Below are 25285 nucleotides of genomic sequence, written 5' to 3'. Positions count from 1 at the left end.
GATAATTTCCATGTGATGTAAGTTGTTGCGTGACATTGCGGAATGCAGTCACGTCATTGAATCGTTTGTTTGATTACTGCCCTTTTTCAGGGCGGGGATGTTTAAGAGCGGGGAATATCAGGCGGCCTTACTGCCGCCTTTGGTGCCGTACATTAACCAGAGCGGATCACACTTGAGCGCTAAGGCCAGTTCAAACAGGAAGCGGGGACGCTGGGTCGTACCATCTTCAATTCGCTGTAAAGATTGCTGCTTCATACCAGCTTTCTCAGCTAACTGCGCCTGAGTAAGATTTAACTCCATGCGCTTCTGTTTGAGGCGTTGAGAAATTGTATCCATAAACTCACCTCCACAGTTTTATCTGTATTCTCTAACAGTTAGTTCTGTTTGTCAAATACAGCTTTAACTGTAAAGCTTGTGTGTAAATGGAGAGGAACATATGAGCCTTGCAGACCGGGTTAAACAGAGAAGAATAGAGCTGGGCCTCACCCAAACTGAGGTAGCGGAAAAAGCGGGGATCACTCAACAATCTTGGGCTAGTATTGAGGATGGAAAGACCCTCAAGCCTCGCAATATTGTTGGTATGGCTGATGCCCTGCAATGTGAGCCAGCATGGCTCATGAATGGTGGCACCTTCGTACCGGTTAGCGAGGTGAATACACGGAGGATTCCCTTGATTAACTATGTGCAGGCTGGGGCGCTAGCCACTAAACCAGCCATAGAAGCGATGGACGGCAGCTTTGAATACGTCCTTACAGACATGGACTGGTCACAGTACACCTTCGCTCTGAAGATCGTAGGTGACTCTATGGAACCTGATTTTAAGGCTGGAGATGTTATCGTTGTTGACCCTGAGATAGAGCCAGCGCCAGGTGAGTTCGTTGTGGCTAAGAACGGTGAGCATGAGGCCACCTTTAAGAAATATCGCCCCACGTTCTTCTCTAATGGCAAGCAGCACTTTGAGCTGGTTCCGCTGAACAACGACTATCCGACCATGGGTAGCGCCGATCACGAGATCAAGATTATCGGCACCATGGTTGAACACCGCATCTATCGCCGCAAGCGCTAACCCACCCCTGCTATTAAGCCGCCGAAAGGCGGTTTTTTTACGCCCAATACAAATTTATTTCCTTTCAAATACAGTTTGATACCTCTGAATCTGTAAATAATACAGTTTTACCTGTTGACGGCAATACAGTTTTATCTGTATCTTTAGTCACACAGCAGGACGCTGAAGCAACAACGGGACACGGAACTGAGTCCCCGCTCCTTAACAGATGGCGCTGAAAAAGCGCAAACATTCAAAGCAGCAAGCTTTGGGGTGGTGTGAATTGCAGCGTGAAAAAGCGCAACTGCGGAGATCAGCATCGCAGCACCTCACCGCCAAAGCTAACTGACAGGAGAATGAACATGAATGCACAAGAGAAACGCCGTGCAGCCCGTGCTGAGAAGCAATCAGCATGGAAGCAAGCCAACCCCCTGTTGGTTGGCGTGAAGGCAAAACCTGATTGCCGCCCTCTCCTCACGCTGAACCGTAAACCGGTTGACCGTGTAGTGAAGGCAGTTGACACCGAGACTGAGTATCACAAACAGATTCTGGCGGGTGCGGCGGCATATGTTGAACATCGCATCAGCAACAAATACCAGAAGGTCAGCAACGAAGCTGGGCGTCAGATTCAAGCGGTGCAGAAGATGCGCGGTAAGTCGATTCCACTTATTTGAGGTGAGCATGGAAACCTGCAAGAGATTCGCAGCTGAATGTCTGGATGATTACGCAACCTACCGCGGCAAGTGCAAAGCGTCGGTGCGCGGTGATGGTGTTCACGACCTGTCGGTCAAGTTAGCGTGGCGCAACAGACAGCAAGCCCGTCAGTGGGCATCGCAGGTCGCTTAGGCGGCCTTTTTACTGGAGCCACCCATGAGCAACACAGAGAACGCCATAGTCTGGCTGGTTATTGCTTTGCTTATGGTGGCTGGTTGGTTGAGTAAGGTGCCGTGTTAACGGCGTGGGCGCAGCAGACATTTAAGAGGTGAGTATGCCAAATCACATTACCAACGAGGTGACCGTCATTGGCGGCACAAATAAAGAGCGAGCAGCATTCATTCGCTCAGTTACCAATAAATACGGCCGCATCGACTTCAATAACATCACTCGTATGCCAAAAAGCATGCATATCGATGAAAGCAGCGACGTTGAGATGATGGCATCAGCGATTGCTGGAAAACCGATGGCCGACTTCTATTTTGGTGAAATCATGACTGTGGCTGAAGTTACTAAAAAGCTTCGCCAGCGCGGTTCGAAAGCAAGCTACATCAAAAATGTGATTCATCAGGCTCAACTTCGCGTAGAGAACAAAAGCCGTTACGGGTTTTATTCCTGGTACGATTGGTCGCGCGTGAAGTGGGGAACCAAGTGGAATGCATATGACGTTTCAATGCCGGTTCCAGAGGTAAAGGAAAGAGTTAAACGCGGTTACCTTCATCGCAAAACGCATGTCACGGCTTACGCCAAGCGACTATTCAAAAAGCGCCTCAATCGCCACGCTGAATCAGGCGCTGAATTGCAGATCCAATTTGATACTGCGTGGGCTAGCCCCAACCCGATTTTTGAGGAAATGGCGAAACGCTTCCCTCACCTTGAATTCCATATTCGTTATGCAGATGAAGATACCGGTTCTAATTGTGGTCAGTATCACATCAAGGGCGACCTAATTCACTCCTGCGACATTGCTCCAAGGTGGGGAGATCAATCACCAGATGAAAAGCGAAAATGGACTGAATTTGCATTCAGGCTTAGCAGGCCAGATGTCGATCCCAAGGCGTATGGATACGACGAAAACTGGAATTACATCGAAGACTAGCCCGGCCCGAGCGGGTTAATTTTTATGTTTGGCTTCAACAAGAATCAGTGGACATTTTCTCACCTTACAGGCTTGAGAATAGGCCAGCTCACAAACATCGCAAATGCTCCTTAAATCTGACTGATACTCGTACTCCATATAATAACGGAAGTTGCCACCGTTCGTATCTGTACGGAAGAAACGGAGGGGTTCCAGTGCTTCATCAAGCTGCCTGAAAGTCAGGCCTGTCGGGTTATGAAAACCCACTCTTACGCGATATGTAGTCATGATTTGATAATCCCTAACCCTCTGATTTGTTACAACCCGGTAATTAATCTCGCTGTGATAGGGATTTCCTAAATACACCCGCCTCTGTGCGGGTATTTTTTTTGCCCGCAGGAGAAGGAAATGAGTGAAACAACGGATTTAGCTGTACTGGAAATTAAGCCAGAGCAGGCACCATCGCTGTATGTGCCAAACGGCCTTAATGCTTATCTCGATGAGATTCGCAACTCAGTAAACGAAGTGCCAGACCTAAGGACTGCCAAGGGTCGTGCACGTGTGGCATCGCTGGCGGCGCAGGTTTCTCGCAGCAAGACAGCGATTGAAAAGCCCGGCCGAGACTACCTGAAGCGACTGAAAGAGTTGCCGAAGGAAGTGGAAGCAGAACTTCGCCGCTTCGTGTCCGAGTGCGATGCCATCCGCGACGAAACCCGCCGCCCGCTCACCGAATGGGAGCAGGCTGAGGACGAACGCAAGCAGGCATTGCAGCAGCGACTGGCTGACCTCAGGGCGCTGGCTGATGTGATTGATGATGGTGGTAACTACCTGCCGTCTAAGGATATTCAGGCGCGTCTCAGTGAAGCCAAAGCGGTGACGCTGGACGACACCTGGCAGGAAATCGCTACCGAAGCAGGTGTGGCGAAGGATGCCACGGTGCAGAAGCTGGAAGCCGCAACCATCGTTGCTAGGCAGCGTGAAGATCAGGCCGCTGAACTCGAACGCCTCCGCAAAGAAGCGGAAGAGCAAGCGCGCCGAGATCACGAAGAGAAGTTGAAGCGTGATGCAGTCGAAGAGGCTAATCGTCAGGCTGAATTAAAGCAGCAGCAGGAGCGAGACGCAGCGGCGCAACGCGAGCGTGAATTACAAGCTGCCGCAGACCTTGCTGAGCAGAATCGTTTGGCAGCTATCCAGCAGGCTGAGCAAGAAAAGCAACAGGCAGCACAACGTGCTGAGCAGGACAAGCAGCGTGCTGTTGAAGAAGAGCGCCAGCGCGCCGTAGATTCCGAGCGTAATCGCCTGGCTCAAGAGAAGCGTGTCGCCGAAGAAGCCGCAGCGCGTGCAGCCAATGAGGCGCACAGAAAGACGATCGGAACCGCTGTCGTAAACGCGCTGATCGCCAACGCCGGATTAACCCGCGGACAGGCCATTGACGTTCTGACGCAAATCAAAGACGGCAACATCCCACATACCAGCATCACCTATTAATCAACCAATACCAAGGAATCACCCATGCAGGCATTTGCTATCGCTGGGGCCACCCACATGGGTGACTTCAGTTTCAACACGTCTCAATTAGACCGCATCGTTAGCCGTATTCGTTCTGGCTGGCGCTCACTTATGGACACTTTAATTCAGCCGGGGCAGCCATGAGCCAGCAGCAGACTAAGCAGTATCAGAAGCAACAGGAAGAGCTTGAGCGCCAGCGCCAAATGCTGGAGCAGACAAAGGATTTCACATTCATCAACCAGATGCTGAAGGCTATCGGCATGGGAGAGCGCAAATGAAATTCCGGTTGCACGATAAAGACGGCAAAGAGGTTCAGGCCATTGCCGACAGCCTGCCTGATGACGAGCTGCAGATCATCGCGGCGCGCGTTGACAATATTCTGGATCAGCGGCACATGAGCCCAATTGTGGCGCCAGCCTGCGCTTACCTGCTTCGCCATTTCGATCACGAAGCCATGGGCATGTTTGACATGGATGATGAACTGGAGATGGCCGCTGACGCATTCATGCGCGACATGATGATCACCGCCGCTAAGCGCGAGCGGGCAATTGAAATCTGGAAGCACAAACACAGTTACGACGAGGTGGCGTGATGGAGCCAGGTATTTACTTCGACATCAGCAACGAGGCGTATCACCACGGTGCCGGCATCAGTAAATCACAGCTGGACGACATCGCTATCAACCCTGCCATCTTCCAGTGGCGCAAAGAAGCGCCAGAAGACGAAGAGAAGAAAGCGGCCCTCGACATGGGCACAGCGCTGCACTGCCTTCTGCTTGAGCCGGAAGAGTTCGATAAACGCTTTATTGTGGCGCCGGAGTTCAACCGCCGCACCAATGAGGGAAAAGCAAACGAGCAGGCGTTTCTGAAATACTGCTCAGGGCTTGGCATGACAGTCATGGATGCCGAACAGGGGCGAAAACTGAAGTTAATGCGCGCCAGCGCCCTCGCCCACCCCGCCGCTCGCTGGCTGCTAGAAGCGGAAGGCCATCAGGAAGCGTCGATTTACTGGAAAGATGAGCAGACCGGTGAATTGTGCCGTATACGCCCTGACAAATTCCTGACCGGCCAGCCGGTAATCGTGGACGTGAAGAAAGTGGCAGACATGAGCCGCTTTGCGCGCCACGTCGAAGAGTTTCGTTATCACGTTCAGGACGCCTACTACCGCGAAGGCTACAGCAAGCATTTCGGCGAATATCCCCTGTTCGTTTTCATCGCCGTCAGCGAGTCGATTGACTGCGGACGGTACCCGGTACGCGTGTTCCAGCTCGGCGAGGACGACGTTGCTGTGGGTTATGACCTGTTCCGCCGCGACCTGACCGCCTACCACGAATGCATGCAGTCCGGTAACTGGGGCGGCATTGAAGAAATCACGCGCCCTGAGTGGGCTAAGAGAAAGGATTACGCATGAGCAACGAACTGACGCAGTCACCAGTCAATGAGGCTGACACTAAGGCAGCCATCTTCAGCCCGAGCGGCCTGCAGAAGTTACAGGCGTTTGCCAATGTCATGGCAGAAGGCCGCGCAACGGTACCGGCACATCTGGCCGGGAAGCCTGCTGACTGCTTGGCTATTGCACTGCAGGCGGCACAGTGGGGAATGAACCCTTACGCAGTCGCGCAGAAAACGCATCTGGTGAACGGCACGCTGGGCTATGAGGCTCAGTTGGTCAATGCGGTGATCACCAGTTCAACAGCCGTTCAGGGTCGCTTCAAATACGAGTATGGCGGCGACTGGGAAAAGTTTAAGCCGGGCGCAGCGAACGCATCCAACGAGCGTGGCCTGTTTGTGCGCGTCGGCGCCGTGCTGCGCGGTGAAGCGGAAATCACCTGGGGCGAGCCGCTTTTCATGGAGTACGTCACTACCCGAAATTCTCCGCTATGGAAAACGGCACCAAAGCAGCAACTGGCTTATCTGGCCGTCAAATACTGGGCTCGCCTGTACTGCCCTGACGTGATTCTCGGTGTTTACACGCCAGACGAGTTTGAACAACAGCAGCGTGCGGAGCGCGATGTCACCCCGGCGCGCAGCCGTGCCGACCTGAATAACCTGATCAACAACAAGCCCGAAACACAGCAGCCTGAGCGCGAAATTAACCCGACGACGAGCACCAATGATGCACCGCGCACGCCGGATCAGCTGCTGGCCGATTTCACCGAAGCTTCAGCCAATGCTGACTCTGTTTCGAATCTCGACCGCTTCTACAAGTACGCGGCGAAGGTACTGGCTGACAGCGCCGGGCATCTCGAGAAAGCCACTGACGTTTACCTGATCCGCAAAGCCGAACTGGATGAAGCGGGGGCGTAGCGATGCGCAAACTTGCACAGTACCGGCGCAACGCTGCGCCCAACAGCGGCTTCAAGGAGCGAGCCGTCTGGCAGTTGAGTAAGGGACCAAAAACAGGGCGCGAATTAAGCGTCCTTTTTCATATGTCGCTGGGACAGTTCAACAGCATCATGCGAGGCTGCCTGCGCGGTGAGACGGCGGTGATTACCGCAAGCGACCCGGTGCCGGTAGATGGGTGCACCGACTTCACTTACACGCTAGTCAGCACTAAGCGCATCACTCACAAGAACCCGAAGGCAATCGTCGTTTCATGGCGCGCTTTCGGCATGGCTACCAATGACAGCCAGCGCATAAACACAGAGGCGGCACAGCGCCGCGCCAGATTAATCAAGGCTGGCCTGTGGCCGGTTGGTGAATAAGGGGTAAGTATGAACGTAATTGAAACTGGTGACACGTTTAATTGCGACTGCGGATTTTCGTGGCGCAGAGGTCAAAGTGGTTCACATAGTTGTGGTGATGGACTAAGGATGCAGATTGCCGCGTTGCAGCAAAAGCTGGATGAGGCGGAAGCAGACCAGAAGCGCTATGAGTTTCTGTCACAATTTTTCGATGTCGATATGTGGGATGCGGATGATTATCACTGCGTTCGTGGATTGTGTTTCAACGAGCCTAAGTTCGACCGCCTAACCACAGGGCTGCCATATGACATGTCGCTTGACGATGCTATCGATGAGCACCTGAAGCGCGCCGCTGCAACTAAAGGTGGCAGCGATGATTAGCGATGAGCGTTTGGCAGAGATAGCTGAAAGCGGCGACCCGTGGCTTGATGAAGCTCAGGACATAGCAAAGGAGCTGCTGGCGCTGCGCAAGGCGTTTAGTGAGCCAGTTGGCACCATTGAGGCAACGTGCGATTACGTGACCGATGCGGACTGGTTGCAGGACATCGACAGCGGCGAATACCTCATAATTCGCAAGCCCACCGACAGCACCACTTGAGTGCTCACCTACCGATAGCCGCGACTTTTCATTTCAATCCCAATGTTACTGGTTAATGGTGGTATAAATAATCCTCAACCAAAAGGAGGATTGCCATGACTTGTAAAGTTTGCGAGCAACAACCAAAAGGCCGCCGTGCAGCCCCGCTACCATGCATGATCATCGACCCAAACAAAAAGGCTGTAAGCGCGCGCTTTCATGGCCGCGGTACAGATGACACATATTATTTGTGCGAGGAATGCGGTCATGAATGGATGCATGAAGGCGGTCGAGACGGTTATGGGTGGCAATCCTGATGTCTCACAACTTAGCAGCACGCAGCAGAGAAGAGCGCGACAAGATAAACGTGGATTTAGCCGCGTCTGGTGTTGCGTTTAAAGAGCGCATGAATCTACCGGTTATCGCCATGGAAGTGGAGATGCAGCAGCCGGAAGCATTGCGCGAATACTTCAAAGAGCGCCTGCAGCATTACAGGAATGTCGCGTTGCAATTCCCGCGCGGCAGCGATCCGGTTTATCAGAAGGAGGATAAAGTTTGAGTTGGCATCACGGCGATTATATAGACCTTATCTCGGCAGCTGGCACTCTTGCTGCAGCCATCATAGCCGCTTACGCCGCATCTCAAAGCAATAAAAGTGCAAGAGAGTCAAGGCTTTCACAGGAGGAATCCAGAGTCCACCAGGAGGATCTACATGCTTTTGAGCGAGAGAAGCATCTATATGAATTGCTCAGGTCCGATGCAGAGCGAGCTAACGATAATGCGAGGCGGGTATACCCTTCTGAACTTAGTTTTTTTCAAGCGTCAAATGTAGCTCATTCTCTTGGTTCCGCCAAAAGCAGAATCTTAGAGGTATCGGCTGATGATGAAAAGCTCACTTCAAAATACATAAGGTACTTCCGCGATCAGCTTACAGAGGAAGTTAAAGCCTATATGTGTGAAATGGTGCCGGCTTCATTAGACCGGAAAGAGCCAACGATGGAGCAAATAGAGGCAAGCTCATTGTGGGCGGCGAGTAGAAGATTTTTTGATTTTAAATATTGCGATGATGAAGACCTTTGTGACGAAGAAGATTAACAGAAACCTGCTCAGGCAGGTTTTTTTACGCCAAAAATCTGGAGAAATAGCATGGCTGACATAGCAGATGAGGCTGCAGACCTCGAAAGCTTCAACAACGATTTAGCCGTCAAGAATCGGCCGATACCCGCGCCGCGATCGGAAATTTGCCGGAATGGCGACTGCGGCGAGCCATCACTTGAAGGGACAAGCTATTGCTCAAAAGAGTGTTGCGAGGACCATGCTAGGGAATTGTGGGCACAGCGGCAAAGAAAGGTGGCATGACGCCCGCCACCGAAAACGCGTTAAGGGCCGTAGCGCGTAAGTGCAGAACGGAAATCCGCACCGCCATTGATGGCAGGCCTAAGTCAGAACACGATCGCATCATCACCACCATTCTTGACCACCACGCCAAAACCATTGACTGCCTGCCACCCAACACATTCCGGCCTAAATCATGGTTGGTTTATTACGTGCGCCAGCTTGAAAAGGAGATGTCGAAGTGAAAGAAATGCCATCACGTCAAATGGCTGTTGTCGGTACTCACAAAGAGACCGGCGAGCAGGTGTATTTCCGTTCAGCATATTACGCGCCGGGCTTTCACCGTTCCAGCATCAAAGAAGCAATCAGTGGCCGCGCCAAGTCACATCGCGGTTACACGTGGCGATACGCTACAAAGAAAGAACGCGAGCGGCACGCCAGCCACTAATCCCCCTCCCAATTAACCTTTATCGCGCTCTGCGTGAGGAGTTGTTATGTCTGAATATCAGTGTTGCCGCTGCAAGAAAATGCTCGACGGCTACAGCGCATATGAATATCGGGGCTTCACTTCATGCGAAGAACACTTCGACGAAGTGATTCAACTTGTCGATGCGAAGCGGGCGGATTTAATTGAGCGCGAGGCATCACGATTAAAGCCGCTGGCCGGACTCGATATCAATCCCGACTCGCCAATTGGCAAGGTTAATCGTCAGATTCTTGGTGGCGTGATTGAGGCGGTGGCTAAAGAGCACCCCATCGAGGCGGAGTACCGCAAAGGCATATTGTGACCACCACCTGCGACGAAACCATCACGCTGGGCGACCTGCTTCAGTGGGGATCGCTCTCAATCGCAATCATCATCGCCTGGCTATGGCCTGAACCCAAGTAATGTTGCCATATAGCCACATATCACCCGATTAACCACTTTTGTTGTCATATACCAACATACGGAGAGCCAATGGAAAACGTTATTCAACTGGCACCCAATAAATGGGTGTCTGAATCTGTTCTCACCACAGTAACCGGCATGACCAAGCACATGATCCAGCATGCGCGCCGCTCAACCTGGATGGAAGGTCGCGAGTATAAGCATGTATCGCCAGACCTCGCGCCGAAAGAAAACAGCACCATTATGTATTGCCTGCCAGAGATAAATCACTGGATCGAGAAGCAGCGCCCAGCGATCCGCAGAAAAATTTCTGCTTAAATGGCGACTCCATCAACAACCGAGGAAAGCGAATGGCAAGCTATCCAACCGGAGTAGAGAACCATGGAGGGTCTCTGCGCATCTGGTTTATTTATCAGGGCAAGCGTGTAAGGGAGAGTCTTGGTGTGCCGGACACTCCCAAGAACAGGAAGGTAGCTGGAGAGCTGCGCACATCGGTGTGCTATGCGATCAAAACGGGGAATTTCGATTACAGCAGACAATTTCCTGATTCTGCTAACGTCGAAAAATTCGGAGGGAAAAGGCAGCCAGTGACGTTGTCACAGTTAGCTCAAAAGTGGATGTCGCTGAAGGAGCTTGAGCTGACAAAGACGGCGCGTATCCACTATCACTCATATATCAAATCGGTATTTGAGGTGCTTGGTGAGCAACGGTATGCAAACAGCATTACCCAGGAAGACATGCTTCAGGCGAGAAAGATGCTTTTGAACGGGTATCAGCGCCCCAGGGGAAGAGACCACCGGCCACTGGAAGGAAGAAAAGCAACAACTGTGAATGGTTATATCGCCTGCATGAAGGGGATGTTTATGTTCGCAGTGCGGAATGGTTATATGGAACAAAACCCACTTGATGGGGTATCCCCGCTCAAGAAGGAAAAGCCAAATCCTGATCCGCTTACCCGCGAAGAGTATGAGCGCGTATTAGATATGTGCCCTTCCGAACAGATGCAGAACATGATCATATTCGCAGTGAACACGGGTATGCGACACGGGGAGATTTACGCTTTAGCCTGGGAAGACATCGACACGGTCAACTGGACGGCAAAAATTGTTCGCGGCGAGGCGTTAGCTAATCACTTCACGCCACCAAAGACAGAGTCAGGGATCCGTACGGTTCAACTGTCAGTTCCAGCGATTGATGCTCTTAAACGCCAGATGTCACTGACACGGATGGGTAAGCAGCACGAAATCAAGGTTCATCTGAGGCAGAACGGTGAAAAGCGTATTGACCTTTGCACCTTTATTTTTTCGCCGCACCTTACCGCGATGAATGGCAGATCAGAGGATTACTACACTAATGGATCACTCGGAGCAGCATGGCGAACCATTTTGCGCCGGGCTGGAGTTCGACACCGCAAAGCCTACGAAACGCGCCACACGTTTGCATGCTGGGCATTGAGTGCCGGAGTCAACCCGAACTTTGTCGCTAACCAGATGGGCCACTCTTCAGCACAGATGCTTTATACCGTTTATGGAAAATGGATGACAGAGAACAACCTGGATCAAATGGCGGTTTTGAACGCTGAATTTTCACGAAATGCCCCTCAGATGCCCCACAGTAAAACCGCCTGAACGTAACATCCTGTTTTTTAACTCACTTTCTCCCTCAGTCGTTATTCATCTGGATGGCGAAGCTGGGTTCATTTGCCTTCAGCTATCTGCCAGTGATGTTCGCCATTGCGATTCCACTGGGCATGGCGCGGGAGAACAAAGGCGTCGCTGCCTTTGCCGGATTCGTCGGCTATGCAGTTCTGAACCTGAGCGTCAACTTCTGGCTCAATATCAATGGCATTCTTCCCACCACCGACGCGGCGGTGCTGAAAGCCAACAACGTTCAAAATATCCTTGGCATCCAGTCCATTGATACCGGTATCCTGGGCGCGGTGATCGTTGGTGTGGTGGTGTTCTGGCTGCATGAACGCTTCCACAACATTCGCCTGCCGGATGCACTCGCCTTCTTCGGTGGCACGCGCTTTGTGCCGATTGTCACCACCGTGGTGATGGGTTTGCTCGGCTTAGTGGTTCCGCTGATTTGGCCCTTCTTTGCGCGCGCCATCACCGGTCTCGGCTGGATGATCAACAGTGCCGGTGAATTTGGCCCGATGATCTTCGGCACCGGCGAACGCCTGCTGCTGCCGTTTGGTCTGCAGCATATTCTGGTGGCTATTATTCGCTTCACCGATGCGGGCGGTACGCTCGACGTCTGCGGCAAAAGCGTCAGCGGTGCCCTGACCATCTTCCAGGCGCAGCTGGCTTGCCCGGATACTCACGGCTTTGCGGAAAGCGCCACGCGTTTCCTGTCGCAAGGCAAAATGCCGGCCTTCCTCGGTGGTTTACCGGGTGCGGCACTGGCGATTTATCACTGTGCCCGTCCCGAAAATCGTCACAAAATTAAAGGGCTGCTGATTTCTGGTGTGGTGGCTTGCGTCGTCGGCGGCACCACTGAACCGATCGAATTCCTGTTCCTGTTCGTGGCTCCGGTGCTGTATTTGATCCACGCCCTGTTGACGGGTCTGGGCTTCACCGTGATGGCGATACTCGGCGTGACTATCGGTAACACCGACGGCAACGTTATCGACTTCTTCGTGTTCGGCGTGCTGCACGGCCTCTCTACCAAATGGTATTGGGTGCCGGTCATTGCCGCGGTGTGGTTCGTGGGTTACTACGCGATCTTCCGGTTTGCTATTACCCGCTTCAACATCAAGACTCCGGGTCGCGAAGCAGAAACCAGCAGCGTGGAGCAGCAGGTCAGCCGCGCGGGCGTGGGGAAATCAGGTTACAACACCCCGGCGATTCTGGCGGCGTTGGGCGGCGTGGACAACATCACTTCGCTGGATAACTGCCTGACGCGTCTGCGCCTCACCATTGCTGACATGAGTAAGGTGGACGATGCCGCGTTAAAAGCCAACGGTGCAATTGGTGTGGTGCACCTTAATCAAACCAGCCTGCAAGTGGTCATCGGTCCACAAGTGCAGTCTGTGAAAGATGAAATGGCACATCTGATGAGTGCGACGGCGTCATGATGCAGAGGTTTGATTTCGACCCTGTCGTGGATCGTCACGGTAGCTGGTGCACGCAGTGGGATTTTGTAGCGGATCGCTTCGATGTGGAGGGCTTATTGCCCTTCACCATCTCCGATATGGATTTCGCGACGGCGCCCTGCATCATTGAGGCGTTGCAACAGCGCTTGAACCATGGCGTATTGGGCTACAGCCGCTGGCAGCACAATGATTTCACCTCGGCGATCCAGCACTGGATGCGCAGCCGTTTTGCCACCGACATTGAGGCGCAATCACTGGTTTATGGACCGTCAGTAATCTACATGGTGGCGCAAATGATGCGCCACTGGACAAAACCCGGCGATGAAGTGCTGATTCATACGCCCGCCTACGATGCGTTCTATAACACTATCAACGGTAATCAGCGCCGCGTGCTAGAACTGCCGCTACAGCGTCAGGGTAATGACTGGCAGTGTGATATGACACGGCTGGAACAATTACTGGCGCGACCCGATTGCAAAGTGATGCTGCTGTGCAGCCCGCACAATCCTACCGGCAAAGTGTGGCAGCGTGAGGAGTTACAGCAAATGGCCGCGCTCTGTGCGCGTTACGATGTGAAAGTGATCAGCGATGAGATCCATATGGATATGGTGTTGAGCGATGCAGACCACATCCCGTGGAGCCAGGTGGCGCAATCTCCCTGGGCGTTATTCACGTCGGCATCGAAGAGTTTCAACATCCCGGCACTGACCGGTGCCTGGGGCATCATTCCGCATGAAACCGATCGTCAGGCCTGGTTCCACGCACTGAAACAGCAGGATGGCTTATCGTCACCGGCGGTGATGGCTGTGGCTGCCACCATTGCCGCGTATCGTGAAGGTGAAGCCTGGTTGGATGGACTGCGCGATTATCTACAGGGGAATATGCAGCACATTGCGCAACGATTGAATGCGGCGTTTCCTGCGCTTAACTGGCAGCCCCCTGCCGCTACCTATCTGGCATGGATTGATCTCAAACCGTTGGGCATTGATGAACAGACATTGCAACATCGGCTGATTCATCAGTACAAAGTCGCGATCATGCCGGGTTCAACCTATGGTGAAGCCAGTCGGGGATATCTGCGGCTCAATGCCGGTTGTCCGCGCAGTAAACTCGATGATGGACTGGATCGTCTGATTGCGGCTTTAAAATCGTGTTAAAGGCGTTCGGATGCTGATTAATTCAGCATCCATTTCACAGTTTGCGCAAATCACTGGCGCTGTTGCGCAAGATGTTTTTATAATGCTCTGCACTTTATGAAACTTTAGCGAGTGCGACATGATTGACCTGAAACTCCCCCTGACCGACATTCACCGCCACCTTGATGGTAACATCCGCGCACAAACCATCCTTGATTTAGGTCGCCAGTTTAACCTCACGCTGCCCGCTAACTCGCTCGACGAACTGCGTCCGCATGTGCAAGTCACAGCCAATGAACCCGATCTGGTGAGCTTCCTGCAGAAACTGGACTGGGGCGTCAAGGTGTTGGGCGATTTGGATGCCTGCCGCCGCATCGCGCTGGAAAACGTGGAAGATGCCGCACGTGCTGGCATTCACTACGCAGAACTGCGTTTCTCACCGGGCTATATGGCGATGACGCACAACCTGCCGATCGCTGGTGTGGTAGAAGCCGTGATTGATGGTGTACGCGCGGGCGTAAAACAGTACGGCGTGGATGTGAACCTGATCGGCATTATGAGTCGCACCTTCGGTGACGAAGCCTGCCTGCGCGAACTGGAAGGTTTGCTGGCACACCGTGATGGCATTACCGCTGTCGATCTGGCCGGTGATGAGCTTGGCTTCCCGGGCAGTGAATTCCTCAGCCACTTCAATCGCGCGCGCGATGCCGGCTTCCGTATTACCGTGCACGCCGGTGAAGCCGCTGGCCCGGAAAGCATCTGGCAGGCGATTCGCGAACTCGGCGCTGAGCGTATTGGCCATGGCGTAAAAGCGATTGAAGATCGCGCACTGATGGATTTCCTGGCAGAGCAGCGCATTGGTATTGAATCCTGCCTGACCTCCAACATTCAGACCAGCACAGTAGCTTCACTGGCCACTCATCCGCTGAAAGCCTTCCTGCAACACGGTATTCTCGCCACCATTAATACCGATGATCCGGCGGTTCAGGGTATTGAGCTGGCGCATGAATACCAGCACGCTGCGCCGCAGGCAGGATTAACCTCTGAAGATATGCGTCAGGCACAGGAAAATGGTGTGACGATTGCCTTCCTCAGTGAGGCAGAGAAAGCTGCCCTGCGTCAGCGCGTGGCGGGGTAATTACCTCAAAAGCAAAAAGGTGCGCTTCGTTGCGCACCTTTAAATCACATCGCACGTTAGGGTGAGGCCCTTTTTGAGTGACATCACCCTGGCGTATGCATTTACTCCGTCACTTCAGCGACATCGTCTGGCGCTTCTCAGCGGACTGTAAGCCGAGTTCAATCAACTCCATCACCTGAATCGCCTCTTCAGCCTGGACTGGGTTATCTCCGGTGCCCGCAATCGCATCGCGAATCGCCGCGTAGTACGCCGGATAGTTACCCGGCAGAGTCAGCAGTTCTTTCTCCACCATCACGTCACCTTCTGCCAGCGTCAGAGTGCCATTGCGCATATCATAGCCCCAGTCTTCCTGCGGAGGACGTTCACCTGCTTTCAGGCGATCTTCCTGCGGATCCAGACCATATTTGACGTAGCTGCCCCGCGTGCCGTGCACCACAAAACGTGCAGATTCTGCCGCCACCAGCATGCTGGCGTGTAACACTACCCGACGAGTGGGATAAGTCAGCACCGCATGGAAATAATCGGTGGTTTGCGCGCCAGGGCGCAGTTCAGCCATATCCACAGCGATCGCCACCGGCGGGCCAAACAATTGCAGCGCCTGGTCCAGCACATGGGGGCCAAGATCAAACCAGATACCGCTGCCCGGGCCTTTCATTTCGCGCCAGCGCTGACGAACTTCGGGGCGGAAACGGTCAAAATGCGATTCGAGATAGCGCACATCACCTAAGGCGCCATCAGCTAGCAAGGTTTTCAACGTCAGAAAATCACTGTCCCAGCGGCGGTTGTGGAATACGGAGAGCAGCAGCCCTTTGGCTTTGGCCAGTGCATCCAGCTCACGCGCTTGTGACAGTGTCACGGTAAAGGGCTTATCCACCACCACATGTTTACCGGCATTCAGTGCCGCTTTGGCTAACGGGAAGTGAGTATCATTTGGCGTCGGTATGACAATCAGTTGCAGTGTCGGGTCATCCAGCAGGGCTTGTGGATCGGAAACCACTTGCACCGAGGGCCAGTCGGCATGCACCTTGCTGGCGTCGCTGCTGGAGACGGCTGCCAATTCAACGCCTGGCGTGCCGACGATCAAAGGAGCATGAAAGGTTTTGCTGGCAAAACCGTAGCCAATCAGGCCGACACGTAATTTATCGCTCATTCTCATTCCTCTTGTTCGTTACCAGACTGATTTAAGACGAATCAGCCAGTAACAACAAGGCGGAATCAGCTGAAAACTCAGGAGATCGCACTCCGTGCCGGTTGCCAGCTCTCCTGAGCCACTAAGGCATCGTGCGCATCCTGACTGCGGCGGCGGAAATCACTGGGGCTGACGCCCACCCGTTTACGGAAGACGCGAGAGAAATAGAGCTGATCGTCATAACCCACTTCGCGCCCGACCGAGGCAATCGGCTCCTGCGTGGTTTGCAGCAACAGTTTGGCGCGGATGACCCGCTGATCTTCGCGCCAGCGCAGCAGATTAATCCCCATCTGCTCGCGAAACAGATGCGCCAGCCGTGACGGGGAAAGGCACACGTGGCGCGCCACTTCCTCGATTTTGACCTCACTGGCCAAATGGTTAGTGACGTATTGACAGGCCTCAATCACGCGCGGATCGCGAATTTGCTGATGGCTGCGCGGATCTTCCTCCACCGCGCGCAACAACAAGCGCTCCAGCAGATTCATTGCCAGTTCCTCGGCAAAGCGACGACCCGAATTGTGGGTCTGTTCAATGCTGGCGAACAGGCGGTCAAACTCGGCACGTTGCGCTTCTGGCAAACGTAACCGCCCCACGCCCTGACTCTCATCCTGCCACTGCAACCAATCCGTCCAGTAGGCACGCGGACGGAAATAGACCCAACGATGGAACCAGCATGGGCTGTCAGGGGAACGGCCGTAATAGTGCGGAGTTTTCGGCTGAAACAGCAGCAAATCGCCGGGCTCGCAGTCAAACGCCGACTCTCCATCAAAAATCCGCCCCTGGCCTTTGATGGTCAGATTGAGGATGTAACCTTTCATGCCGAGCGGCCGGTCGATAAAGAAGTCCAGCTGATCGTTGGCATTGATTGGCGTTAAGCCCGCCACCAGCCAGGCATTAAACGGATAGCCGGGTAGCAGTGGATTTTGCTGCTCACTGGGGGGTTCACGATGGTACATAGTGCCCTCATGGTAACCTGTAAATGCGCAGTGGTTCGCGCCAGATGGGCGACCGGATGGCCGCCCTGCATCATTTTTCACGGCTGGGATCAGGCCGCTTTGTTTTTCTGTTTGTAGCGGTCAAAAATCACCGCCGCTAACAGTATCAAACCGCGCACCACATACTGTGAGAACGGCGAGATATTCAATAAATTCATCGCATTCTCAACCGTACCCAGAATCAGTACGCCCGCCACCACATAAGAAATCTTACCGATGCCGCCTTTCAGCGAAACGCCGCCCAGCACACAGGCTGAAATCACAATCAGTTCATACCCGAGTGAGGTCATCGGCTGACCACTGGTCATGCGCGAAGCCAAAATAATCCCCGCCGCCGCCGAGACCAGTCCCGAGAGAATGAAAATGATGATGCGAGTGCGCACCACCGGCACCCCGGCCAGACGTGCGGCTTCTTCATTACCGCCAATCGCCAGCGTATTGCGACCAAAGGTGGTTTTATTTAGCACGAAACCAAACACAATCATGGTAGCGATGGTCAGCCAGATGGGCGCTGGTAAGCCGAGCCAGTTGGCATAGCCGAGGGTGAAGAAGCGTTCATCCTCAATGCCGACCGCTTTACCGTCAGAGAAGATATACGCCAGACCACGCACAATCTGCATGGTTGCCAGCGTGGTGATCAGCGCATTGATCTTTAGCCGGGCAATCACAAAGCCATTAATAAATCCGGTGGCCATACCGAGCACCAAACCGGCCGCGACGCCCAACCACAGACTCTCCGTCATGTTGATCACCACCGCGGTCACCACACCGGCGCAGGCAATCACCGAGGCCACGGAGAGGTCAAAATCGCCAGAAGCGAGGCAGAACAGCATGCCGCAGGCCACCATGCCGGACATCGACATGGCCAGTCCCAGCCCTTTCATATTAATGAACGTGCCAAAATTGGGTACGAAGATGGCGCAAACGATAAACAGCAGCGCGAAAACCACCAGCATGCCGAAATTATCCCAGATACGCCCCAGCTGCAGGCCGTTACGCTGCACCGGTGGTGTGTTGGAAGTGGTAGATGAAGCCATTGTTGTTCTCCTTTACATCAGGCCACGGCGGCCGCTTGAGGGGTTTTCGGCATCGCCAGGCTCAGCGTCAGCTGCTCCGTGGCCGCGTCGTGTGGCAGTTCTCCGGCAATCTCACCTTCACGCATCACCACGATACGGTCAGCCAGGCCCATCACTTCGGGCAGATCGCTGGAAGCAAACAGCACCGCGATCCCTTTATTCGCCAGTTGGTAAATCAGGTTATAGATTTCATGCTTGGCACCGACATCAATGCCGCGCGTCGGTTCATCCAGCAGAATCACTTTCATCTCTTCGGACAACCAACGACCCAAAATCGCTTTCTGCTGATTGCCTCCCGACAGATTCATGATCAGCTGTTGCGGGCCAGGCGTTTTGATGTTGAGCGATCGGATATGAAGATCGGCGTTTTTCGCCTCCCAGCCGGGTTTGATCAGACACCCCGCCGTGAGATTATGGCGGCGCGCGCTGATATTGATGTTGTCGCGCACCGAGTGCACCGGAATAATCCCTTCGGATTTACGATCTTCCGGACACAGCATGATCCCCGCGCGAATCGCATCGATTGGCTGGCGAATGTTGAGCTTTTTGCCATCCAGCGACACGCTGCCGCCACGCAGTTTGGTCGCACCAAACAGCCCCTTCATCAATTCACTGCGCCCCGCACCAACCAATCCAAACAGGCCAACAATTTCACCAGCTCGTACCGTCAGCGAAATTGGCATGCGCACGCCTTTGGCCTCTACTTGATCAAGTTGCAAACGGACTTTACCCAATGCGCGCGGCGTATAGCCGTAAATATCGCCGAGGTTACGCCCGACCATCGCCTGTACCAGATCGTCATGATGGGTGTTCGGCATGTCGGTGAAGGTGCGCACGTAGCGACCATCTTTGAACACGGTGATGGCATCGCTGAGGGCAAAGATTTCCTCCATACGATGCGACACGTACAGCACGGTGCGGCCCTGATCGCGCAGCTGACGAATGACGCGGAACAGATGCTCGATTTCACGTGCAGACAGTGAGCTGGTCGGCTCGTCAAAGGCGATGATGCGCGCATTACGCGCCAGCGCTTTGGCAATCTCCACCATCTGCCACTGACCGAGCGACAGATATTTCAGCGGCATGTCTGGATCGATATCCATGCCGAGATTTTTAAGCTGCAGATCGGCTTCATACCGCAGCAATTTGCGATTCACCAATCCGCGTTTGTGTGGCAACTGTCCGAGATAGATGTTCTCCGCCACGCTCATCTCCGGCACCAGATGCAGCTCCTGATAGATGATCGCCACGCCCGCATCCAGCGCATCCACAGTGTTGTTGAAGCTTTTCACTTCGCCTTTGATGCGAATCTCACCTTCAGTCGGCTGATAACTGCCGCTGAGAATCTTTAACAGCGTGGACTTTCCCGCGCCGTTTTCGCCCATCAGCGCATGCACTTCCCCGGCGCGGCACTGGAATGAAATATCCTGCAGCGCTTTTACGCCCGGAAAGGTTTTACTGATGCCATGAAAGGACAGAAAGGCTTGATCAGTTTCCATGGAAACTCCTCTTCGCCCCCATCCTTCGCGCCATTGCCGCGTTGGCTTCGCACATTTGTCCCAGCGACGAGCGACACGGGAGCAAACGCGGTGGCCAACCTGCTGCAACACCAGGGATGGAGGCTGCGTTTATCATTCAGGCGACTTACATCAGCCCTTTCTTCGCCAACTCAGTTTTGAAGTTGTCGCGGGTAATCAGCACCACATCGGTGACTTCGGTGAACTTAGCGGGCTCTTCCCCTTTGGTCACCCAGTTGTAGAGCATTTGACTGCTCTTATAACCGTGCACATCCGGGCTTGGCAGCAGTGAGCCATAGAAGCCGGTTGGCGCCCCTTTGGAGAGTTCGCTCACCGCATCCACGCCGTTAATGCCAATGCCGATCACGTCTGGCGCTTTAAAGCCCTGGCCTTCAGTCGCGCGTACGCCACCCAGCACGGTGTTGTCATTCATGCCGACAATCAGCCAGTGTTTCACCTCGGGATGCTGTACCAGCAGCGAGTTACCGGCATCAAACGCACCGGGAATGTCGTTGGATTTGGTGGGTACCTGATAGATCTGCTTCTCCGGGAATCCGGCTGCTTTTAGCGCTTCCATCGAACCGCCGGTGCGGCGACGCGCGGTGTCCAACTCATTGGCGGTAATCGCCATCACGCCGGTCTCTTTCGCATCCCAGCCGCGCTTCTGCATCTCTTTATAGAGTTCCTGGCCCTGACGCTCACCGATTTTGGTCGCCGCCATCATCACCAACGGCACCGTGTCCATCGGCTTGCCTTTGGCGGTGACGAACTGATCGTCAACCGCAATCACTTTCAGGCCATAGCTGCGCGCCTTCGCCACGATGGCTGAACCCAGTTTCGGGTCCGGTGTACAGATCACGAAGCCTTTTGCACCGCTCGCCGCCAGGCTGTCGATGGCATTGAGGGTTTTCTCGCCGTCAGGCACCGCGATTTTGATGACGTCGAAGCCGAGATCTTTGCCGGCTTTATCAGCGAACTTCCATTCCGTCTGGAACCAGGGTTCCTCCGGTTGTTTGACGAGGAAACCGAGTTTCATGGTTTCGGCGATAGCGGATTGTGACATAACCGCGGCGAGACCTACCGCCGCCAGCGCTTTAGTGAATTTATGCATGATGCTCTCCGGCACAATGGTGTTTTATCGCTGTTAATAACGAATCGGTGTAAACGCTACCAATTGGATTTCACGTTTGGGTACAGCGCAAAATCAGCGCGTTAGCTCAAAGGTTGTACAAAGGCTGTGCAAACGCTGGGCTAGTTGTAGCGGTATTGGCGAAGAAAAATGTAGAGCGGTATCACATCCCCAAACGATGACTAATTCCTCCATATATTCAGCGAAATTAACCAGTCATTAACTTTTGCTGCCGATCACATAACCTCGCCGATGGCAGAAAAGTGCATATTCTCAGCCAGCGATGACTAACGGCTTATGCCCCCGCATTCCAGGATAGAGCCAGATAACTCACACAGGAGAATCCCAATGGGTGCTGGCGCCATAACAATTGGGCTGGATTTTGGCAGTGACTCGGTGCGTGCCCTCGCCGTGGATTGCCGCAGTGGTCAAGAGCTGGAAACCGCGGTGGTGAACTATCCGCGTTGGGCGCAGGGGCAATTCTGTGATGCGCATGCCAACCGTTTTCGTCATCATCCACAGGACTACATTGATGCGCTGGAGCAGGCGATCGTGGCGGTGGTGCAAGCGTTAACAGTGGAACAGCGGGCTTTGGTGGTGGGTATTGGCGTCGATTCAACCGGCTCAACCCCTGCCCCGATTGACCGCGATGGCAACGTGTTAGCCTTGCGTCCGGAGTTTGCGACCAATCCCAACGCCATGTTTGTGCTGTGGAAGGATCACACCGCGATTGAAGAAGCGGAAGAGATTAATCAGCTGTGCCGCAACGGTCATTTCACCGATTACACCCGCTATATCGGCGGTGTGTATTCGTCGGAGTGGTTCTGGGCCAAGATTCTGCATGTGTCACGCCAGGATGCTGCGGTGCGTGATGCTGCAGTGTCTTGGGTGGAACTCTGCGATTGGGTACCGGCACTGTTAAGCGGTCGCACCGCCCCGGCGCAGTTGCGGCGTGGACGCTGTGCTGCCGGGCATAAATCGCTGTGGCATCCTGAATGGCATGGCCTACCGCCTGCGGACTTTTTCCGTGCCCTTGATCCGATGTTGGTCGAGCAGTTGGATTCCCCGCTATTTACCGACACCTTCACTGCTGATGTGCCGGTGGGTACGTTGTCTGCCGAATGGGCGCAGCGTTTGGGACTGTCTGAACAGGTGATTCTCTCCGGTGGTGCTTTTGACTGCCACATGGGCGCGGTGGGTGCAGGTGCGCAGCCCTATACGCTGGTGAAAGTGATTGGCACCTCAACCTGCGACATTTTGATTGCTGATAGTGAGAAAGTAGGCGATCGCGCAATTAAAGGCATTTGCGGCCAGGTGGATGGCAGTGTCGTGCCGGGTGCTATCGGCTGCGAAGCCGGTCAGTCCGCGTTTGGCGATATTTACGCCTGGTTCAGTCGTTTGCTGGGCTGGCCGCTGCAGCAGGCCGTGGCACGCCATCCTGAGTTGCAGCCGCAACTCGCCGAAATGCAGCAGGATTTGATCCGCTCCCTTACCGAAGCCTGGGCTACTGATCCACAGCTCGATCATCTGCCCGTGGTGCTGGATTGGTTCAACGGGCGTCGTACGCCGGATGCCAATCAGCGCCTGAAAGGCGTGATCACCGATTTGAATCTCGGCACTGACGCGCCTGCATTGTTTGGTGGTCTGGTGGCCGCCACGGCGTTTGGTGCCCGCGCCATAATGGAGTGCTTCGAGAAACAACAGATTCCGGTGGAGAGCATTCTGACGCTTGGCGGCATCGCACGTAAGTCTCCCGCCATTATGCAGGCATGCTGCGACGTGATGAACCGCCCGCTGGATATCGTGGCTTCTGACGAATGCTGCGCGCTGGGCGCCGCCATTTTTGCCGCCGTCGCCGCGAAGGTGTATGCCGACGTCCCTGCCGCACAGCAGGTGATGGCGAGTCCGATCGCCGTGACCTTGCAGCCTAACAGCCTGCGCGTAGCGGGCTATCAACAGCTTTATCAACGCTATCAGAACTGGTGCCAGGCCGCTGAACCTCAGTATGCCGCCCGCGCCGCATCCGCTAAGTAAAGGAGCGAGAAATGGAACAGAACGTTTGGTTTGTGATTGGGACTCAGCATCTCTACGGAGCGGAAACCTTGCGCCAGGTCGAACATCACGCGCGCCAGGTGATGGACGGTTTGAACCAGGCGGGCACGCTGCCGGTGCCGCTGGTGTTGAAGCCACTGGTGAAATCACCGGATGAAGCGCTGGCGCTGTGCCGCGAAGCCAATCACGACAGCAATTGTGTGGGGATCATTACCTGGCTGCATACCTTTTCACCGGCCAAGATGTGGATTGGTGGGCTGAGTATCCTGAATAAGCCATTGCTGCAATTCCATACTCAATTCAACGCAGAAATTCCGTGGGACAGTATGGATATGGACTTTATGAACCTGAACCAGACTGCTCATGGCGGCCGTGAGTTCGGCTTTATTGGCGCACGTATGGGCCTGCAGCACAGCGTGGTGACTGGCCACTGGCAGGATAAGACCAGCCAGCAGCGCATCGGACGCTGGATCAATGCAGCATTAGCAAAGCAGGCCAGCCAGCAGCTGAAAGTGGCGCGCTTTGGCGACAATATGCGTGAAGTGGCGGTGACCGAAGGCGATAAGGTGGCGGCGCAGATTCAATTTGGTTATTCGGTTAACGGTTGGGGCGTGGGTGATCTCGTTGAGGTGGTGAACAGCGTCAGTGATGGCGATGTGCATGCGCTGATCGATGAATACGAGAGCCAGTATCTGTTTAGCGAGGCTGCCGCCGTGAATGGTGAGAAGCGTCAGAATGTAGTGGATGCGGCGCGCATTGAACTGGGTTTGAAGCGTTTCCTCGATGATGAGGGCTGCAAAGCCTTTACCACTAATTTCCAGACTCTGCACGGCATGACGCAGTTGCCGGGCCTGGCCGTTCAACGTTTGATGGGCCAGGGTTATGGTTTCGCCGGTGAGGGTGACTGGAAGACTGCCGCGCTGCTGCATATTTTGAAGGTGCAGGCCGGGAATCGTGCAGGCGGTACTTCATTTATGGAGGATTACACGTATCACTTTTCACCGGGCAACGATTTGGTGTTGGGTTCCCATATGCTGGAAGTGTGCCCTTCGATTGCCAAAGAGGCGAAGCCGTTGATTGATGTGCAGTTCCTCGGCATTGGTGGCAAAGCCGATCCGGCGCGCATGATTTTCTCCACACCCGCCGGGCGCGCGGTGAATGCCAGTGTGATTGATATGGGTGATCGTTTCCGTTTGCTGGTAAATGTGGTGGATGCGATTGAGCAGCCGAAACCGCTGCCGAAGTTGCCGGTCGCGCGTGCGTTGTGGCGTGCACAACCCTCACTGGCTACCGCTTCCGAAGCCTGGATTCTGGCCGGTGGCGCGCACCATACGGTGTTTAGTCAGGCACTGGATTTGGATGATATGTATTTGTACGGTGAGCTGAACGGCATTGAAGTGCTGGTGATCGATGAGGATACGCGTTTGCCGGCGTTCAAGGATGCGTTGCGCTGGAATGAGGCGTATTACCGATTAGCGCGTTGATCGTTTGATTACCGGTTAAAGCCGCGTTGAGTCGCGGCTTTTTTGTGGCTAAAAGCGTGCGATTCAGTCGGTAAAGGTGAGCTGTGGCTAAAAACGTGCGGTCCAGTCGACAAAGGTGGGCGTTGCGTAAAGTCGGCGTAAATACATCCCTGTAGCCTCGGACGCCGCATCCCTGCGGCGTACGCTTTACTCCACTGCCCACCTTTGTCTCCTTTATGCATGCCCGCTGCATGGTTTCCAGGGTCAAAAACTGGCGCCGTTCTCTTGCATCACAGCGCTACGATTTGGCGGATTAAAAAACCTGGCAGCATTCTCCTACTTGCACTGATTACAGCGATGAACATCTTAATTGCCCCATAAAGGCCAGCCCGAAGAGCAAAGCGTTCGCGCCAGGGATGGCGCGGTCGATCTGCATGGATGCGGGGTTCCTTTGCGATCGGGCTGGCCTTTATGGGGCTGAGCACCGAAACATCAGCAACTCCACCTAACTTCCCCTGAATCTGAGCACTATGATCATACTTGCACTGACTACAGCGATGAACATCTTAAATGCCCCATAAAGGTCAGCCCGAAGAGCAAAGCGTTTGCGCCAGGGATGGCGCGGTCGATCTGCATGGATGCGGGTTTCCTTTGCGATCGGGC

The 25285-nt window shown here is 54.1% G+C and carries 31 protein-coding genes; 24 read left to right on the top strand and 7 right to left on the bottom strand.

The features are described from left to right. Positions 1-117 precede the first annotated feature (117 nt). Positions 118-336 (bottom strand): helix-turn-helix domain-containing protein, encoded by a 219-nt coding sequence (locus VH86_RS03910; RefSeq protein ID WP_045831961.1) that lies wholly within the window; start codon positions 334-336, stop codon positions 118-120. Between the two features lie 100 nt (positions 337-436). Between VH86_RS03910 and VH86_RS03905 the strand changes: the two genes are divergently transcribed. The 3 genes from VH86_RS03905 (at position 437) to VH86_RS03895 (ending at position 2858) form a co-directional block, all read left to right on the top strand. Beyond that, positions 437-1066: a LexA family transcriptional regulator gene (locus tag VH86_RS03905; protein ID WP_045831960.1), complete on the top strand. Its 630-nt coding sequence runs from the start codon at positions 437-439 to the stop codon at positions 1064-1066. Positions 1067-1407: 341 nt separating this feature from the next. Further along, positions 1408-1719 carry an antitermination protein N gene (locus VH86_RS03900; protein WP_045831959.1) on the top strand — a complete coding sequence of 104 codons (312 nt, stop codon included), beginning with the start codon at positions 1408-1410 and terminating at the stop codon, positions 1717-1719. A 314-nt stretch (positions 1720-2033) separates the two neighbouring features. Beyond that, on the top strand, positions 2034-2858 hold the full coding sequence (locus VH86_RS03895) for a hypothetical protein (RefSeq protein WP_045831958.1): 825 nt from the start codon (positions 2034-2036) through the stop codon (positions 2856-2858). A gap of 15 nt (positions 2859-2873) precedes the next feature. On the opposite strand, the gene VH86_RS24895 is transcribed toward VH86_RS03895, so the two are convergent. Further along, a complete protein-coding gene (locus VH86_RS24895) occupies positions 2874-3125 on the bottom strand; it encodes a hypothetical protein (RefSeq protein WP_072050571.1) in 252 nt (83 codons plus the stop codon). A 120-nt stretch (positions 3126-3245) separates the two neighbouring features. Between VH86_RS24895 and VH86_RS03890 the strand changes: the two genes are divergently transcribed. The 19 genes from VH86_RS03890 (at position 3246) to add (ending at position 15201) form a co-directional block, all read left to right on the top strand. Next, positions 3246-4325, top strand: a complete 1080-nt coding sequence (locus tag VH86_RS03890; protein ID WP_045831957.1) for a hypothetical protein — start codon at positions 3246-3248, stop codon at positions 4323-4325. Between the two features lie 24 nt (positions 4326-4349). After that, positions 4350-4490 carry a protease FtsH-inhibitory lysogeny factor CIII gene (locus VH86_RS25640; RefSeq protein WP_156150555.1) on the top strand — a complete coding sequence of 47 codons (141 nt, stop codon included), beginning with the start codon at positions 4350-4352 and terminating at the stop codon, positions 4488-4490. Next, complete coding sequence (locus tag VH86_RS25635) at positions 4487-4624, top strand: hypothetical protein (protein ID WP_156150554.1); 138 nt, start codon at positions 4487-4489, stop codon at positions 4622-4624. Before VH86_RS25640 ends, VH86_RS25635 begins: the two co-directional genes overlap by 4 nt. After that, a complete protein-coding gene (locus VH86_RS03885) occupies positions 4621-4938 on the top strand; it encodes a hypothetical protein (protein ID WP_045831956.1) in 318 nt (105 codons plus the stop codon). The genes VH86_RS25635 and VH86_RS03885 overlap by 4 nt, the downstream gene beginning before the upstream one ends. Then, positions 4938-5756 (top strand): PD-(D/E)XK nuclease-like domain-containing protein, encoded by an 819-nt coding sequence (locus VH86_RS03880; RefSeq protein ID WP_045831955.1) that lies wholly within the window; start codon positions 4938-4940, stop codon positions 5754-5756. Before VH86_RS03885 ends, VH86_RS03880 begins: the two co-directional genes overlap by 1 nt. Continuing rightward, the gene (locus VH86_RS03875) at positions 5753-6652 is read left to right on the top strand and encodes a RecT family recombinase (protein WP_045831954.1); all 900 of its coding nucleotides are present in this window, start codon (positions 5753-5755) and stop codon (positions 6650-6652) included. Before VH86_RS03880 ends, VH86_RS03875 begins: the two co-directional genes overlap by 4 nt. A 2-nt stretch (positions 6653-6654) precedes the next feature. Beyond that, complete coding sequence (locus VH86_RS03870; protein WP_045831953.1) at positions 6655-7050, top strand: hypothetical protein; 396 nt, start codon at positions 6655-6657, stop codon at positions 7048-7050. A 9-nt stretch (positions 7051-7059) separates the two neighbouring features. Next, positions 7060-7410, top strand: a complete 351-nt coding sequence (locus VH86_RS03865) for a hypothetical protein (RefSeq protein WP_156150553.1) — start codon at positions 7060-7062, stop codon at positions 7408-7410. Further along, positions 7403-7627 carry a hypothetical protein gene (locus tag VH86_RS03860; protein ID WP_045831951.1) on the top strand — a complete coding sequence of 75 codons (225 nt, stop codon included), beginning with the start codon at positions 7403-7405 and terminating at the stop codon, positions 7625-7627. The genes VH86_RS03865 and VH86_RS03860 overlap by 8 nt, the downstream gene beginning before the upstream one ends. Positions 7628-7922: 295 nt before the next feature. After that, positions 7923-8165 carry a DNA polymerase III subunit theta gene (locus tag VH86_RS03855; RefSeq protein ID WP_045831950.1) on the top strand — a complete coding sequence of 81 codons (243 nt, stop codon included), beginning with the start codon at positions 7923-7925 and terminating at the stop codon, positions 8163-8165. Continuing rightward, positions 8162-8701, top strand: coding sequence for a hypothetical protein (locus VH86_RS03850; RefSeq protein WP_045831949.1), 540 nt, complete (start codon positions 8162-8164; stop codon positions 8699-8701). Before VH86_RS03855 ends, VH86_RS03850 begins: the two co-directional genes overlap by 4 nt. A 260-nt stretch (positions 8702-8961) precedes the next feature. After that, positions 8962-9186, top strand: a complete 225-nt coding sequence (locus VH86_RS03840) for a hypothetical protein (protein ID WP_045831947.1) — start codon at positions 8962-8964, stop codon at positions 9184-9186. Continuing rightward, positions 9183-9389, top strand: a complete 207-nt coding sequence (locus VH86_RS03835) for a hypothetical protein (protein ID WP_045831946.1) — start codon at positions 9183-9185, stop codon at positions 9387-9389. Before VH86_RS03840 ends, VH86_RS03835 begins: the two co-directional genes overlap by 4 nt. Before the next feature lie 46 nt (positions 9390-9435). Next, complete coding sequence (locus VH86_RS03830) at positions 9436-9729, top strand: hypothetical protein (protein WP_045831945.1); 294 nt, start codon at positions 9436-9438, stop codon at positions 9727-9729. A gap of 170 nt (positions 9730-9899) precedes the next feature. Further along, positions 9900-10148 (top strand): excisionase family protein, encoded by a 249-nt coding sequence (locus tag VH86_RS03825; RefSeq protein WP_045831944.1) that lies wholly within the window; start codon positions 9900-9902, stop codon positions 10146-10148. A gap of 32 nt (positions 10149-10180) precedes the next feature. Continuing rightward, complete coding sequence (locus VH86_RS03820; protein WP_045831943.1) at positions 10181-11458, top strand: site-specific integrase; 1278 nt, start codon at positions 10181-10183, stop codon at positions 11456-11458. Further along, the gene (malX, locus tag VH86_RS03815; RefSeq protein ID WP_255352459.1) at positions 11455-12909 is read left to right on the top strand and encodes a maltose/glucose-specific PTS transporter subunit IIBC; all 1455 of its coding nucleotides are present in this window, start codon (positions 11455-11457) and stop codon (positions 12907-12909) included. Before VH86_RS03820 ends, malX begins: the two co-directional genes overlap by 4 nt. Beyond that, positions 12906-14084 carry a MalY/PatB family protein gene (locus VH86_RS03810; RefSeq protein ID WP_045831942.1) on the top strand — a complete coding sequence of 393 codons (1179 nt, stop codon included), beginning with the start codon at positions 12906-12908 and terminating at the stop codon, positions 14082-14084. The genes malX and VH86_RS03810 overlap by 4 nt, the downstream gene beginning before the upstream one ends. Before the next feature lie 118 nt (positions 14085-14202). After that, positions 14203-15201 (top strand): adenosine deaminase, encoded by a 999-nt coding sequence (add, locus tag VH86_RS03805; protein WP_045831941.1) that lies wholly within the window; start codon positions 14203-14205, stop codon positions 15199-15201. 109 nt (positions 15202-15310) lie between these two features. On the opposite strand, the gene VH86_RS03800 is transcribed toward add, so the two are convergent. The 5 genes from VH86_RS03800 to VH86_RS03780 form a co-directional block, all read right to left on the bottom strand. Continuing rightward, on the bottom strand, positions 15311-16351 hold the full coding sequence (locus VH86_RS03800) for an oxidoreductase (protein ID WP_045831940.1): 1041 nt from the start codon (positions 16349-16351) through the stop codon (positions 15311-15313). A 77-nt stretch (positions 16352-16428) separates the two neighbouring features. Beyond that, complete coding sequence (gene araC, locus VH86_RS03795) at positions 16429-17346, bottom strand: arabinose operon transcriptional regulator AraC (RefSeq protein ID WP_034827384.1); 918 nt, start codon at positions 17344-17346, stop codon at positions 16429-16431. A gap of 89 nt (positions 17347-17435) precedes the next feature. Further along, on the bottom strand, positions 17436-18422 hold the full coding sequence (gene araH, locus VH86_RS03790) for an L-arabinose ABC transporter permease AraH (protein ID WP_034827386.1): 987 nt from the start codon (positions 18420-18422) through the stop codon (positions 17436-17438). Between the two features lie 17 nt (positions 18423-18439). Beyond that, positions 18440-19960: an L-arabinose ABC transporter ATP-binding protein AraG gene (gene araG / locus VH86_RS03785; RefSeq protein ID WP_045831939.1), complete on the bottom strand. Its 1521-nt coding sequence runs from the start codon at positions 19958-19960 to the stop codon at positions 18440-18442. A gap of 145 nt (positions 19961-20105) precedes the next feature. Next, a complete protein-coding gene (locus VH86_RS03780) occupies positions 20106-21089 on the bottom strand; it encodes an arabinose ABC transporter substrate-binding protein (RefSeq protein WP_038647214.1) in 984 nt (327 codons plus the stop codon). A gap of 366 nt (positions 21090-21455) precedes the next feature. On the opposite strand from VH86_RS03780, the gene VH86_RS03775 reads away from it, so the two are divergent. Both VH86_RS03775 and araA read left to right on the top strand, forming a co-directional pair. Then, a complete protein-coding gene (locus VH86_RS03775) occupies positions 21456-23141 on the top strand; it encodes a ribulokinase (protein WP_045831938.1) in 1686 nt (561 codons plus the stop codon). Positions 23142-23152: 11 nt separating this feature from the next. After that, positions 23153-24643: an L-arabinose isomerase gene (gene araA / locus VH86_RS03770; RefSeq protein WP_045831937.1), complete on the top strand. Its 1491-nt coding sequence runs from the start codon at positions 23153-23155 to the stop codon at positions 24641-24643. Positions 24644-25285: the final 642 nt, after the last annotated feature.

Source organism: Pantoea sp. BL1, assembly GCF_000963985.1.
Lineage (GTDB): Bacteria > Pseudomonadota > Gammaproteobacteria > Enterobacterales > Enterobacteriaceae > Pantoea > Pantoea rwandensis_B.
The sequence above is the reverse complement of the archived record's forward strand: the minus strand, read 5'-3'. Positions and strand labels throughout refer to the sequence as shown.